12 protein-coding genes are annotated in these 14,095 nt (G+C 63.5%); 10 read left to right on the top strand and 2 right to left on the bottom strand.

Annotated elements, in window-relative coordinates; all coding sequences use genetic code 11:
• Positions 1 to 186: 186 nt before the first annotated feature.
• The 6 genes from topA to rpmG all read left to right on the top strand — a co-directional run bounded on the left by topA (position 187) and on the right by rpmG (position 7,872).
• Positions 187 to 2,856, top strand: coding sequence for a type I DNA topoisomerase (gene topA / locus C1A35_RS18195; protein ID WP_104665687.1), 2,670 nt, complete (start codon positions 187 to 189; stop codon positions 2,854 to 2,856).
• A gap of 2 nt (positions 2,857 to 2,858) precedes the next feature.
• Entirely contained in the window at positions 2,859 to 5,231 is a 2,373-nt protein-coding gene (gene rnr / locus C1A35_RS18200; protein WP_104665688.1) for a ribonuclease R, read from the top strand.
• Between the two features lie 25 nt (positions 5,232 to 5,256).
• A complete protein-coding gene (locus tag C1A35_RS18205; protein WP_104665689.1) occupies positions 5,257 to 5,712 on the top strand; it encodes a DUF983 domain-containing protein in 456 nt (151 codons plus the stop codon).
• Complete coding sequence (locus tag C1A35_RS18210; protein ID WP_104665690.1) at positions 5,709 to 6,413, top strand: NUDIX hydrolase; 705 nt, start codon at positions 5,709 to 5,711, stop codon at positions 6,411 to 6,413. Before C1A35_RS18205 ends, C1A35_RS18210 begins: the two co-directional genes overlap by 4 nt.
• Before the next feature lie 13 nt (positions 6,414 to 6,426).
• Positions 6,427 to 7,611: an MFS transporter gene (locus C1A35_RS18215; protein ID WP_104665691.1), complete on the top strand. Its 1,185-nt coding sequence runs from the start codon at positions 6,427 to 6,429 to the stop codon at positions 7,609 to 7,611.
• Positions 7,612 to 7,704: 93 nt separating this feature from the next.
• A complete protein-coding gene (gene rpmG / locus C1A35_RS18220; protein WP_034795357.1) occupies positions 7,705 to 7,872 on the top strand; it encodes a 50S ribosomal protein L33 in 168 nt (55 codons plus the stop codon).
• A gap of 563 nt (positions 7,873 to 8,435) precedes the next feature.
• Here the strand turns inward: rpmG and C1A35_RS18225 are convergent.
• Together C1A35_RS18225 and C1A35_RS18230 are read right to left on the bottom strand one after the other, a co-directional pair.
• Positions 8,436 to 9,803: a PleD family two-component system response regulator gene (locus tag C1A35_RS18225; protein WP_104665692.1), complete on the bottom strand. Its 1,368-nt coding sequence runs from the start codon at positions 9,801 to 9,803 to the stop codon at positions 8,436 to 8,438.
• A gap of 17 nt (positions 9,804 to 9,820) precedes the next feature.
• Complete coding sequence (locus C1A35_RS18230; RefSeq protein ID WP_003537642.1) at positions 9,821 to 10,192, bottom strand: response regulator; 372 nt, start codon at positions 10,190 to 10,192, stop codon at positions 9,821 to 9,823.
• A 156-nt stretch (positions 10,193 to 10,348) separates the two neighbouring features.
• On the opposite strand from C1A35_RS18230, the gene C1A35_RS18235 reads away from it, so the two are divergent.
• The 4 genes from C1A35_RS18235 to C1A35_RS18250 all read left to right on the top strand — a co-directional run bounded on the left by C1A35_RS18235 (position 10,349) and on the right by C1A35_RS18250 (position 14,088).
• Complete coding sequence (locus C1A35_RS18235) at positions 10,349 to 10,618, top strand: DUF3572 domain-containing protein (RefSeq protein WP_104665693.1); 270 nt, start codon at positions 10,349 to 10,351, stop codon at positions 10,616 to 10,618.
• Between the two features lie 2 nt (positions 10,619 to 10,620).
• Positions 10,621 to 11,262: a hypothetical protein gene (locus tag C1A35_RS18240; protein WP_104665694.1), complete on the top strand. Its 642-nt coding sequence runs from the start codon at positions 10,621 to 10,623 to the stop codon at positions 11,260 to 11,262.
• 168 nt (positions 11,263 to 11,430) lie between these two features.
• Positions 11,431 to 12,723 carry a DNA polymerase IV gene (locus tag C1A35_RS18245; protein ID WP_104665695.1) on the top strand — a complete coding sequence of 431 codons (1,293 nt, stop codon included), beginning with the start codon at positions 11,431 to 11,433 and terminating at the stop codon, positions 12,721 to 12,723.
• A 135-nt stretch (positions 12,724 to 12,858) separates the two neighbouring features.
• Positions 12,859 to 14,088: a L,D-transpeptidase family protein gene (locus C1A35_RS18250; RefSeq protein ID WP_104665696.1), complete on the top strand. Its 1,230-nt coding sequence runs from the start codon at positions 12,859 to 12,861 to the stop codon at positions 14,086 to 14,088.
• Positions 14,089 to 14,095 lie beyond the last annotated feature (7 nt).

The following is a 14,095-nucleotide window of genomic DNA, read 5'->3' on the forward strand; positions in this document are numbered from 1 at the left end:
CCCGTTTCTCATGGCAGAAACAGCCCGATGCTGCATGAGTTGCATAGTCCGCTCTCGTCGTTATTTTGGGTGGGCCCTCTTGACCCCGCACGAATCCCTGTCCATTTCGGGGCGTCAATACAAGGCGAAGCACGGCGCAAACGGCGCTGACGCCCGAACCAGGACCGGTTGTCTCAGAAAATGACGATGAATGTTGTAGTGGTGGAGTCGCCTTCCAAGGCAAAGACGATCAACAAGTACCTCGGGCCCGGCTACAAGGTGCTGGCTTCGTTCGGCCATGTGCGCGATCTGCCGGCCAAGGACGGTTCGGTCCGCCCGGACGAAGATTTCGAAATGTCCTGGGAGGTCGATGGCGCCTCGGCGAAACGCATGAAGGACATCGCCGACGCGGTCAAATCCTCCGACGGCCTCATTCTGGCAACCGACCCGGATCGCGAAGGTGAAGCGATTTCCTGGCACGTGCTCGACCTTCTGAAGAAAAAGAAGGTGCTCGGCGACAAGCCGGTGAAGCGCGTGGCCTTCAACGCCATCACCAAGAAGGCGGTTCTCGAAGCGATAGCCCATCCGCGTGACATCGACATCTCGCTGGTCGACGCCTACCTCGCGCGCCGCGCACTCGACTATCTCGTCGGCTTCAATCTGTCGCCGGTGCTCTGGCGCAAGCTGCCGGGCGCCCGCTCGGCCGGCCGCGTCCAGTCGGTGACCCTTCGCCTCGTCTGCGACCGCGAATCCGAGATCGAACGCTTCGTCTCCGAGGAATACTGGAACATCTCGGCGCTCCTGAAGACGCCGCGCGGCGACGAGTTCGAAGCCCGCCTCGTCGCGGCCGACGGCAAGCGCCTTGCGCCGAAGGCAGTCGGCAACGGCGAGGAAGCCAACCGGCTGAAGACCCTGCTCGAAGGTGCGGCCTATGTGGTCGACAGCATCGAAGCCAAACCGGTCAAGCGCAACCCGTCACCGCCCTTCACCACCTCGACGCTGCAGCAGGCCGCCTCCTCCAAGCTCGGCTTCTCGGCCTCGCGCACCATGCAGGTCGCGCAGAAGCTCTATGAAGGCGTCGACATCGGCGGCGAAACCGTCGGTCTGATCACCTATATGCGTACCGATGGCGTTCAGATGGCGCCCGAAGCGATCGAAGCGTCGCGCAAGGCGATCGCCAGCCAGTTCGGCGACCGTTACCTGCCGGAAAAGCCACGTTTCTACTCCACCAAGGCAAAGAACGCCCAGGAAGCGCACGAAGCGATCCGCCCGACCGATTTCAACCGGACGCCGGACCAGGTTCGCAAATTCCTCGACGGCGACATGCTGCGGCTCTACGACCTCGTCTGGAAGCGCGGCATCGCCAGCCAAATGGCATCGGCCGAGATCGAGCGCACGACGGCGGAAATCACCGCTGACAACGCCGGCAAGACCGCCGGCCTGCGTGCTGTCGGCTCCGTCATCCGCTTCGACGGCTTCATTGCCGCCTATACCGACGCGAAGGAGGACGGCGAGCAGGCGGACGATGGTGACGAGGATGGTCGCCTGCCGGAGATCAACGCGCGCGAAAATCTCGCCAAGCAGAAGATCAACGCCTCGCAGCACTTCACCGAGCCGCCGCCGCGCTACTCGGAAGCAAGCCTGATCAAGAAGATGGAAGAGCTCGGCATCGGCCGCCCCTCCACCTATGCCGCGACGGTCACGACCCTGCTCGACCGCGACTACATCACCAACGACAAGCGCAAGCTCATCCCTCAGGCCAAGGGCCGCCTGGTGACGGCGTTCCTGGAAAGCTTCTTCACCCGCTATGTCGGCTACGACTTCACCGCATCGCTCGAAGAAAAGCTCGACCAGGTCTCGGCCGGCGAGGTCAACTGGAAGGACGTGCTTCGCGACTTCTGGAAGGACTTCTTCGCGCAGATCGAAGAGACCAAGGAACTGCGTGTCACCAACGTGCTCGATGCGCTGAACGAGGAACTGGCACCGCTGGTCTTCCCGAAGCGCGAAGACGGCGGCGACCCCCGGACCTGCCAGGTCTGCGGCACCGGCAAACTGTCGCTGAAGCTCGGCAAGTACGGCGCCTTCGTCGGCTGCTCGAACTATCCGGAGTGCAACTTCACCCGCCAGCTTTCCTCCGACAGCAACGGCGACCAGGAAGCGGCGGTCTCCAACGAGCCGCAGGCGCTCGGCAAGGACCCGCATACCGGCGAGGAAATCACGCTCCGGAGCGGTCGTTTCGGCCCCTACGTCCAGCGCGGTGACGGCAAGGAAGCCAAGCGCTCGAGCCTGCCGAAGGGCTGGACGCCATCGACGATCGACCACGAGAAGGCGGTGGCACTCTTGTCGCTGCCGCGCGACATCGGCGCTCATCCCGAAAGCGGCAAGATGATCTCGACCGGCCTTGGCCGCTACGGACCGTTCGTGCTGCATGACGGCACCTACGCCAACCTCGAATCGATCGAAGATGTCTTCTCGATCGGCCTCAATCGCGCCGTGTCGGTTCTCGCTGACAAGCAATCCAAGGCCGGTGCCGGCCGCGGCCGCACCGCGGCTGCGTCGCTCAAGGAGCTCGGCGATCATCCGGATGGTGGTGCCATCACCGTTCGTGACGGCCGCTATGGCCCCTATGTCAACTGGGGCAAGGTCAACGCCACCCTGCCGAAGGGCAAGGATCCGCAGTCGGTCACGGTCGAGGAAGCGCTGGTGCTGATCTCGGAGCGTGCCGCCAAGGGCGGAACGACGAAGGGCAAGGCAACCAAGGCCAAGACGACCAAGGCAGCGGCGAAGTCCGAGGATGGCGCCAAGGCGACCAAGGCTAAGGCCAAGGCGCCCGCCAAAAGCAAAACCAAGACGGCCGCCAAGGCCAAGAAGGACTGATCTTGACCAGAATACCGCGCGACCCGACCGAACAGTCCGGCAAGAGAAGCCTGGGCAAGAAGCCTGCTCGCGCGGCCAAGGGTGGATCGGCCCAGCCAAGCGAACCCATCATTCACGGCGCGGTTCCGCCGCGCGACGTGCTGATGCGCTTCATCGCCGAAAATCCCGATCGCGCCTCCAAGCGTGAGATCGCCAAGGCGTTCGGGCTGAAGGGCGAGACCCGCGTCGAGCTCAAGGCGCTGCTGAAGTTGCTCGAAGTCGACGGCCTGGTCGAGAAGAAGCGCAAGTCGCTGGTGCGCCCCGGGGCCCTGCCGCCTGTGACCGTGCTCGACATCACCATCCGTGATGTCGACGGCGAACTGATCGGCCGCCCGGCCGAATGGCTCGACGATGACGGCGTCGCACCGGCGGTGCTGATCAAGCAGTCGGCCGTCGCCAAGGGTAAGGGCAAGGTTCCGGTCGGCGGTCTCGGCGATCGCGTGCTTGCCAAGATCTTCCCGGCCAAGGAACGGGGCGGTCCGGCCTATACGGCGCGCATCATCAAGGTGCTGGACAAGCGCAAGGATGCCGTGCTCGGCGTCTTCCGCTCGACGCCCGGTGGCGGTGGCCGCCTGATGCCGATCGACAAGCGCGGCGAGGAAGTGCTGGTCGATCCGGAGTTCACCGGCAACGCTGTGGACGGCGATCTGGTCGAGGTGCAGCTGTCGCGGCTCGGCCGCTACGGCCTGCCGCGCGCCCAGGTGCAGAACGTCATCGGTTCGGTCGCCTCGGAAAAGGCGATCTCGATGATCGCCATCCATGCGCATGGCATTCCCCACGTTTTCCCGGAACGGGTAATCGAGGAGGCGAACGCCGCCGGCCCCGCCACCATGGCGCACCGCGAGGACTGGCGCACGCTGCCGCTGATCACCATCGATCCGGCCGACGCCAAGGACCATGACGATGCCGTTCATGCGGAACCGGATCCGTCCGAGGACAATCCCGGCGGCGTCATCGTCACGGTGGCGATCGCCGACGTTTCCTATTACGTGCGGCCGAAAGCCGCGCTCGACCTCGAGGCGCTGAAGCGCGGCAACTCGGTCTATTTCCCCGACCGGGTGGTCCCGATGCTGCCAGAACGGATCTCCAACGATCTCTGCTCGCTGAAGGAGGGCGTCGACCGCCCGGCGCTCGCCGTGCGCATGCGCTTTTCCAAGGAAGGCCGCAAGGCCGGCCACACCTTCCACCGCATCATGATGAAGAGTGCGGCCAAGCTCTCCTATCAGCAGGCACAGGCAGCGATCGACGGCAATCCCGATGACAAGACCGGGCCGATCCTCGAAACGATCCTGAAGCCGCTCTGGGACGCCTACCGCATCCTCACGCGCGGGCGCGACCGGCGCCAGCCGCTTGAGCTCAACATGCCCGAGCGCAAGATCATCCTGAAGCCGGACGGCACGGTCGACCGTGTGTTCGTTCCCGAACGCCTCGACGCCCACAAGCTGATCGAGGAGATGATGATCCAGGCGAACGTTGCGGCTGCCGAGACGCTGGAACAGAAGCGCCAGGTCCTGATCTACCGCGTGCACGACCAGCCGTCGCTTGCCAAGCAGGAAAGCCTGCGCGAATTCCTGGCCACCCTCGACATATCGCTCGTCAAGGGCGGCAGCATGCGCTCAAACCATTTCAACGGCATCCTCGCCAAGGCCGAAGGCAAGCCCTTCGAGACCATGGTCAACGAGATGGTGCTGCGCTCGCAAAGCCAGGCGATCTACAGCCCTGAGAACATCGGGCACTTCGGCCTGAACCTGATGAAGTACGCGCACTTCACCTCGCCGATCCGCCGTTATGCCGACCTCATCGTGCACCGGGCCCTGGTCGCCTCGCTCGGTCTCGGCGAAGGTGGACTGACGCCACAGGAAGAGGGCGTTCTCGACGATATCGCCGCTGAGATCTCAACCTTCGAGCGCCGCGCCATGGCGGCCGAACGCGACACCGTCGACCGGCTGATCGCGCATCATCTGAACGGTCGCGTCGGTGAGGAATTCGACGGCCGCGTCTCCGGCGTCACCAAGGCGGGACTCTTTGTCACCCTGCCCGCCTATGGTGCCGATGGCTTCGTTCCTATATCTACGCTCGGACGCGACTACTTCATCTATGATGAGGCGCACCAGGCGCTTTCCGGCGAGAAGACCGGGCTCGGCTATCGCCTCGGCGATCCCGTACGCGTCAAGCTCGTCGAGGCCGTACCGCTTGCGGGCGCGCTCCGGTTCGAGATGCAGAGCGAAGGACGCAAGATGCCGACGGCGACGCGCTCCTTCCACAAATCCGGCCGGCGTGACCGTACCGGCGCGCGCAAGAAGCCGGGAACTCGGCCGCCCAGAGGCAGGCGCTAGGCTCCCTTAAGGCAGAGGAATTGGCATGAAAGCAGCAGCAGGCGAAACACTTCATCTGGGCGGTTCCGAAAGCGGCGAGCGCTCCGTTGGGCTTTCGATGAGGCGCGGCTTTCTCGGCCGTTGTCCGGCCTGCGGCAGCGGCAAGCTGTTTCGCAGCTACCTCAAGTCGGTCGATGCATGCGCGGCCTGCGGCGAGCGCATGGATCATCATCGCGCCGACGATTTTCCGCCCTACATCGTCGTCACGATCGTCGGCCACCTGGTGCTTGGTGGCTACATGGCGACCGACCTCATCCTGCCGCTCAACAGCTGGCAGCATCTCGCCATCTGGGCACCGATTACCGTCATCAGCTCGCTGGCGCTGCTGCAGCCGGTCAAGGGCGCCGTCATCGGCCTGCAATGGGCGCTGAAGATGCACGGCTTCGGCGGACACGAGGACGCGCCCGAGGATGTCCTGCCGCCGCGAGACGAACGGGCATGACGCAAGAGCGGGAGACGGGCAGCGAGGCCAAGCAACCGCGTCCCGCGACCCTGCGCCCACGGGATGCCGCATCGATCATGCTGCTCGATCGGGTTGGCGGCCGCGTGCGCGTGCTGATGGGGCGGCGCCACAGCGCGCACGCCTTCATGCCCGATCTCTACGTCTTCCCCGGCGGACGCCGCGACACCGGCGATCACCGAATTGGCTTTGGTTCCGATCTCCATCCCTCCGTCCTTCGGGCGCTCAAGGTCGCCGGCACGCGGGGGCTGTCGGATGCCCGAGCGCGCGCACTCGCGCTCGCCGCCCTGCGTGAGCTCTACGAGGAAGCCGGCATTGCCATTGGCGCGCGCCATCCTTCGGCCGCAGCGCCTGTTCCCTTCCTTCCCGATCTTGCAAAGTTGCGCTATATGGCTCGGGCCATCACCCCTCCAGGCAACACGAGGCGGTTCGATACGCGCTTCTTCGCCCTGTTTGCCGACGAGGCCGAAATCGATCCGACGCAGTTTCTGGACAGTCGGGAGCTTCAGGATTTGCAGTGGATCGATGTGAACGTTTCTCCGTCGCTACGGATACCTGACATCACCGCGGTCATCCTCGCGGACCTCAGGAACGGACTGGATGCCGATCCTTCGCTGCCCTGCGAACGACCGGTTCCACTCTATACCTCGCGCCATGGGCGCTTCGTGCGCACATTGCTCTAAGGACCTGCGTCAGATGTCACAGCCATCGCCCGGTACGGCTGCACCGGTTGAAGAAATTCACTGGCGGTCGCTGATCGCGGCCGTTGCCGCCATCAGCGCAGTCGGCATCGCGATCGGCCTCGGCCTGCCACTGCTTTCCATCATCATGGAGAAGCGCGGGATCTCCTCGACGCTGATCGGCTTGAACTCCGCCATGGCGGGACTGGCGTCGATGGTGGCCGCCCCCTTCACGACCAAGTTCGCCCACCGCCACGGCGTCGCGCCGACGATGCTCTGGGCGGTTCTCATTGCAGCCACCAGTGCTCTCGGCTTCTACTACATCACCAATTTCTGGCTCTGGTTTCCGCTCCGAATCGTCTTCCACGGAGCCATCACCGTCCTCTTCATTCTCTCCGAGTTCTGGATCAACGCCACGGCGCCACCGAGCAAGCGCGGCTTCGTGCTCGGCATCTACGGCACATTCCTGTCTCTCGGCTTCCTCACCGGACCGCTGCTGTTTTCGATCCTCGGCAGCGAAGGCATCCTGCCCTTCCTCGTCGGCGCCGGCGTGATCCTCCTGGCGTCCGTACCGATCTTCCTTGCGCGCGATGAAAGCCCTGTGATCGACGAGAAGCCAGAGCGGCATTTCCTGCGCTACGTCTTCCTGGTGCCGACAGCAACCGCAGCCGTGTTCATTTTCGGCGCGGTCGAATCAGGCGGGCTTTCGCTGTTCCTCGTCTTCGGGACGCGGGCGGGCTTCAGCGAATCGCAGGCCGCCCTGCTGCTGACGGTCATGGGGGTCGGCAATTTCATCTTCCAGATCCCGGTCGGCATGCTGTCGGATCGGGTAAAAGACAGGCGGACGCTGCTCTCGGCCATGACGCTGATCGGCCTGATAGGCGCGCTGTTCCTGCCGCTCCTGGTCGAGAGCTGGTTCCTGATGGCGATCGTTCTGCTGTTTTGGGGCGGCTGCGTCTCCGGCCTCTACACGGTCGGCCTCAGCCACCTGGGTTCACGGCTTCAGGGCGCGGATCTCGCTGCCGCAAACGCGGCCTTCGTGTTTTCCTATGCGGTCGGCACCGTTGCGGGGCCGCAAGCCATCGGCGCGGCGATGGATGCCACCGGCAACAACGGTTTTGCCTGGGCGATCGCCGGCTTTTTCGGTCTCTATGTCGCGCTTTCGGTGGTCAGGATCGTTTTGAAACCAAAACGGCCTTGACTTTTCGGCCGCGATTTGTAGTTTCGCGCCAACCTTGCCCGTGGCCCGCAACCGGTTGTCCACGGCTTTCATTGTTATAAAGGCAGGACGACCATGGCAAAAGCCACCACCATCAAGATCAAGCTGCTTTCGACAGCCGACACGGGTTTCTTCTACGTCACGACCAAGAACAGCCGTACGATGACGGAAAAGATGACCAAGACCAAGTACGACCCGGTCGTCAAGAAGCACGTTGAATTCAAGGAAACCAAGATCAAGTAAGATCGCAGGTTTTCGGGAGATAGAGGGCGCCGACCGCATGGTCTGGCGCCCTTTCATTTTGGTGCAGACGCAGGGTCGACCGGTGCCCAGATCGGCCAAGCCGCGGGAGACGGGAGGCCGGGATGCGCGGCCCCTCCCCCGAATCAAAACGCCGTCCCAAAGGCGGGACGGCGCGTCGGAAAGGGGGTCGGCTGGCCTCTGACTGCGGCACGAGGATTCCGCGGACGCCAAAAGCCAACCGACCGACCCCACGACCCAGGAGATGCGGCGGACCTGAGCATCATGGGGTAACGAATATCGCAGAAGGCTGATGCCCCCTCTTTCATGAGCATCACCTGAAAATGAAAAAAAATCAACGAATTCTTAATGCGCGAAGCGGTGCTGCTCGGCGCATGGTTAATTCTGTCTCAGACCAGGACAGGCACACCGCATGATCCCTGCCGCCACCCAAACTCCCCGGTAGCAACAGGTGACGGGAGAATACAACTTTGAATGCAGCCCGCAAGAGGCGGCCACAGAAATTCCTGAAGGCGGTTGGTGCTTGAAAGCCGGGTGGCTGCAGCTCAGGCGGCTGCGGCCACCACCCGGTTACGGCCCTCGTGCTTTGCCTGATAGAGCGCCGTGTCGGCGCGCTTCAGCAGCGCTTCGGCCGTATCGCTGCCGAGCCTGAGGCTGGCAATTCCCATGGAAGCGGTGATCTTCAGGGGGCCATCGGCCTGCGGGATCGGGAAAGGCAGGCTTTCGATAATGGTGCGCAGACGCTCGGCAACGCCGGCGGCCATTTCAGCCGACGTATCCGGCATCACCACGATGAACTCCTCCCCGCCGAAACGGCAGGCAAGGTCGGCTCCGCGCACGGTCGCGCGGATGCGGTTGGCAAACTCACGCAGCACCTCGTCGCCAACGTCATGACCGTAGGTGTCGTTGACCTGCTTGAAGCGGTCGATGTCGGTCATGCAGATGGACAAAGGCCGGCCGCGCGCTGCGGCCCGATCCATGAGCAGCTTCAGGTGCGTGTCGAAATAGCGCCGGTTGTGCAATCCGGTGAGGCCGTCGGTAACGGCGAGCTCGATGGTCTGCTGCACGCTCGACCGCAGCCTGTCATTGCAGTGCTTGCGCCGGATCTGGGTCATCGAGCGGGCGATCAGCTCGTTGGGGTCGACCGGTCGCATCAGGTAGTCCGTCACGCCGAGATCGAGCGCGCGCACGACCAGTTCGTCGCTGCCCTGCTCGGCGATCAGCAGGATCGGAATGAAGCGGGTGCGCTCCAGCGAGCGCAACTGCGAGCACAGCCGCAGCGGATCGTAGTCGTCAAAATTCGCGTTGACGATGACGAGGTCGAAATTGTTCTCCGCCGCCTCGAACAGGGCGGCCTGGGGATCGGAGATGACCGAAACATCGGCAATCGGCTTCAGCGCACGCTGCAGCCGCTCCTGTGACGAGCCGCGGCCATCGACGAGCAGGACATTGCCGGGCTCGTCGGGCCGATCCGCCCGGCCGACATCCTCCAGCCCGATCGTCTGCGCCGTCTGGGCGCGCAGGCGCAGCTCGTCGCTGACGTTCTTCAGCCGGACAAGGCTCTTTACCCGCGACATCAGCTGCAGATCGTTGACGGGCTTCGTCAGGAAATCATCGGCGCCGGCCTTCAGGCCGCGCACGCGGTCCGACGGCTGGTCGAGCGCGGTGACCATGACAACCGGGATATGCGCCGTCTTCGGGTTCGCCTTCAACCGCTCGCAGACCTCGAAACCGTCGAGACCGGGCATCATGATATCGAGCAGCACGAGATCGATGGGCGTCTTTTCGCACAGCGCCAGTGCGGCGTAGCCATCGTTGGCTGTCAGTACGTCGAAGTACTCGGCAAGCAGACGGGCTTCGAGCAACTTCACATTGGCCGGCACATCATCGACAACAAGAATACGCGCAGTCATATCAACTTTCCCGCCGCTCAGGCATCGCCCAGGTAGGTTTTGATCGTCTCGATGAACTTTGGTACGGAGATCGGCTTGGAGACATAGGCTTCGCATCCGCCCTGACGGATCCGCTCCTCGTCTCCCTTCATTGCAAAAGCTGTAACGGCGATGACCGGAATGACGTGCAGTTCGTCATCTTCCTTCAGCCACTTCGTCACTTCCAGACCGGAAACCTCCGGCAACTGAATGTCCATGAGAATGAGATCGGGCCGGTGCTTGCGCGCGAGCTCGAGCGCCTCCATGCCGTTGCGAGTCTGGATCGTCGCATAGCCGGAGGCCTCAATCAGGTCGCGGAAGAGCTTCATGTTCAGCTCGTTGTCCTCAACAATCATCACCTGTTTGGGCATGTCGATCCCTTGCTGTCCATCGTCACCTTGCAAGTCTCCTCAGGACAATTAACGTGCGGAGCCGACGACTCGACCCATTTCCTCAACGTCAGAGATATGCCTATTTGGTTGAAAAATAGGTAACTCCGCACGTAAAAACCATACGGGGACAAACCATTGAAGAGCGCCGACGAAATCGCCATCGACATTCTCTCCTGGCTTGCCGGCGAGCCTGAGCTTCTGTCCCGCTTTCTGGCGCTGACCGGTACGGACCCGACGGCGTTGCGCAACGCGATTGCCGAGCCCGGCTTCATGGGCGGGCTTGTCGCCTTTCTGATGGACCACGAGCCGACCCTGATGGCATTCTGCGAGGCGACCGGCACGGCACCAGAGGATGTGGTCCGCGCCCATACGGTGCTCTCCGGCCATGCAGGTTTCGAGGATTGAGGGTGGCAAACGCGTCGGCGGTTCATACCATTGCGCTGAGAAACCGGCCGCTGATCGTCAGCGACATCGATGATGTCGTGCTCGAATTCATCAATCCGTTCAAAGCGTTCCTTGAGAACTGCGGCCATGTCCTCTTGCCCCGGTCGTTCCGCCTGACCGGCAACATCATCACGCACGCGGACGAGCAGCCGGTCGCGGAGGCGGAAGTCAAGATGCTGCTCGACGCCTTCTATGGCACGCCGGACCGTTGGCAGACGCCCGCCTTCAAGGTCGTCGAGACCCTGGCCGGACTGTCGGAGGAAGCCGATATCGTCTTTCTGACCGCGATGCCGCCGCAGCACGCCCCGGTTCGCCGCGCGCTTCTCGATCAGCTTGGCTTGCCCTACCCGCTGCTGGCAACCGAAGAGGCGAAGGGCCCGATCGTCCAAAAACTGCACGGCAGCCGCACCGTCCCGCTCGTCTTCATCGACGACATGCTTCGCAACCTGCGATCGGTGAAGGACCACGCGCCGTCCTGCCTGCCGATCAACCTCATGGCCGACTCGGAGTTCAAGGCGCTCGCGCCGAAGCTCGACGCTGACATTCGCGCCGTTGCCGACTGGCCGGAGGCCGCCGCGGCCATTCGCGCGCACTTCCGCAGCTAGCCCGGTTCGGCTGCCCATCGGCGCAAATTCGCCCCATCCGGCACCACGCGCGCCTCGCTCGGCGATCCCCGTCAACGGCGGCAATTGCATTGTGGTTTCCAACCGCGCCTCCCTTGAGACTCGCTAGCGTAGAGCTTAAGGTCGCAATGTTCAATATTTGTTCCCGATATGCCCGACAGCGCTGCTCACTCTCCAGGCTTCTGCCGCGACTGCCTCAAGGAACAGGCAGCGTCGGTGCGGCGCTGTCTTGCCTGCGGCAGTCCGCGCATTCTGCGGCATGCGGAACTCTATGACCTGACGCTGGCGCATATCGACTGCGACGCCTTTTATGCCTCGATCGAAAAGCGCGACAACCCGGAGCTTGCCGACAAGCCCGTCATCATCGGCGGCGGCAAGCGCGGTGTCGTCTCCACCGCCTGTTATGTCGCCCGCATTCACGGGGTGCGCTCGGCCATGCCGATGTTCAAGGCGCTGGAGGCCTGCCCCCAGGCAGTGGTGATCAAGCCGAACATGGAAAAATACGCGCGTGTCGGCCGCGAGGTTCGCACGCTGATGCAGGAACTGACGCCACTGGTGCAGCCGCTGTCGATCGACGAAGCCTTTCTGGAGCTGAAAGGCACGGAGCGATTGCACCACGATCCGCCGGCCCGCACGCTTGCGCGTCTTGCCAGACGCATCGAGCAGGAGATCGGCATCACCGTGTCGGTCGGCCTCTCCTATTGCAAGTTCCTCGCCAAGGTGGCGTCCGACCTGCAAAAGCCGCGCGGCTTTTCCGTCATCGGCCAGGCCGAGGCGCTGGAGTTCCTGCGGGAGAAGCCGGTTACCCTGATCTGGGGCGTCGGCAAGGCCTTTGCCGCGACGCTGGAGCGCGACGGAGTGCGCATGATCGGGCAATTGCAGACGATGGAGGAAGGCGACCTGATGCGCCGCTACGGCACCATGGGACAGCGGCTCTTTCGCCTGTCGCGCGGGCTCGACGAGAGAGCGGTCGAAATCGACGGCGAGGCCAAGAGCGTTTCCGCCGAGACCACATTCAACGACGATATCGCGCGTTACGATGACCTGGTCACGCATCTGAGGCGCCTCAGCGAGCAGGTGGCCCACCGGCTGCGAAAGTCCGAACTTGCCGGCCAGACGGTCGTTCTCAAGCTCAAGACGGCCGACTTCAAGATCCGCACCCGCAACCGGCGCCTGGACAGCCCCACCCGCCTTGCCGACCGGATTTTCCGCATCGGTCTGCAGCTTCTAGAAAAGGAGGCGGACGGAACGAAGTACAGGCTGATCGGCATCGGCGTCAGCGATCTCTCCGCCCCGGATCTCGCCGACCCGCCCGACCTCGTCGATCCCGCGGCCACCCGACGCGCCGCCGCCGAAGACGCGATCAACAGGCTGCGCGACAAGTTCGGCAAGGCGAGCGTCGAGACCGGCTACACCTTCGGGACGCGAAAACGCGAGCCGTGACGCCACGGGAGACGCGCCAGCAATCACGTGCAGGGGCGATCACGCAAGCTTGATCGCCCCTGCACGGCATCTGGATGAATTCCTTAAAGATTGAAGTCTAGGCTTGTTCGCCAAGTCACGTGTTGGGTTGAGTGTATGGTATCGCGTTTCGCTCTCACCGCCAGCGTCGTCGCTCTGCTCCTGTCGCCGGCCACCGGCCTTGCGGGCAATCGCGGACCGCTGCAGATCATCGTCTCGAAGGACCAGCAATCGCTCGTCGTCTATGACGGCGACGCGGTGATCGCGACCTCGCCCGTCTCGACCGGAAAGGCCGGCCACACGACGCCATCGGGCATCTTCTCGATCCTGGAAAAGCGGCGCCATCACAAATCGAACATCTACTCGAATGCGCCGATGCCGTTCATGCAGCGGCTGACGTGGTCCGGTATCGCGCTGCACGGCTCCAATCACGTGCCCGAATACCCCGCCTCGCATGGCTGCGTGCGCCTGCCGAGCGCCTTTGCCGCCTCGCTCTACAAGATGACCGAGCGCGGCGTCCATGTGCTGATTTCGGACCGGCACATAGCGCCATCAGAGGTCAAGAGCGCCCTGCTCTTTCGCCCGGCCCCGATCGATCTCCAGCCACCGCTTTCAGACGTGCCGCTGAGGCCCGCGATCAGCCAGGCCGGCGATACACCGGTGGAAGTGGCGATGAGGGAGCCGACGGGCGGTGCCAATTCGGCCAGGTCCACGGAAGAGCCGATCCGCATCCTGATCACGCGCAGCGACGCCCGCGACACCATGCGCGAGGTTCAGACTTCCCTTGATTTCCTCGGCTACGCGCCCGGTGCGATCGACGGCCATGCGGGACCGGCGACGATTGCGGCGCTGCGCGCCTTCCAGGCAAGCGAAGGTCTCGACGGGGACGGCAAGCTGACGCCGGAATTGACCGACAGGCTGCTGCGCAAGGCCGGACGCACGCCGCCGCAAAACGGCAAGATCCTCGTGCGGCAAGGGTTCAAGCCGCTCTTTGAGGCCGGGATCACGATCGACAAGCCGGAAGAAGCGCTCGGGACGCATTTTCTCCAGTTCCGGCACAACGAAGAGGAAGGCGCCGAAGGCAAATGGTTCGGCGTCTCGCTTGAAAACCACCTGGCCGCCTCGACGAAAAAGCGGCTCGGCATCTCCATGGAGGCCGATCCTTTCGCCTATAACGGCATCCAGCGCACGCTTGCGCGCATGACGATATCTGACGATGTCCGCAAGCGCGTGGAAGGATTGCTCGCCGAGGGCTCGTCGCTCTCGATCGCCGATATGGAAAGCGGGCTTGAGACCGGCCAGGGCACCGATTTCATCACCATCACCCGGGCGCGGCCCGGCGACTGAACTTCGC

The sequence above is a fragment of the Ensifer adhaerens genome (assembly GCF_002940685.1).
In the GTDB taxonomy this organism is placed as follows: domain Bacteria; phylum Pseudomonadota; class Alphaproteobacteria; order Rhizobiales; family Rhizobiaceae; genus Ensifer; species Ensifer adhaerens_E.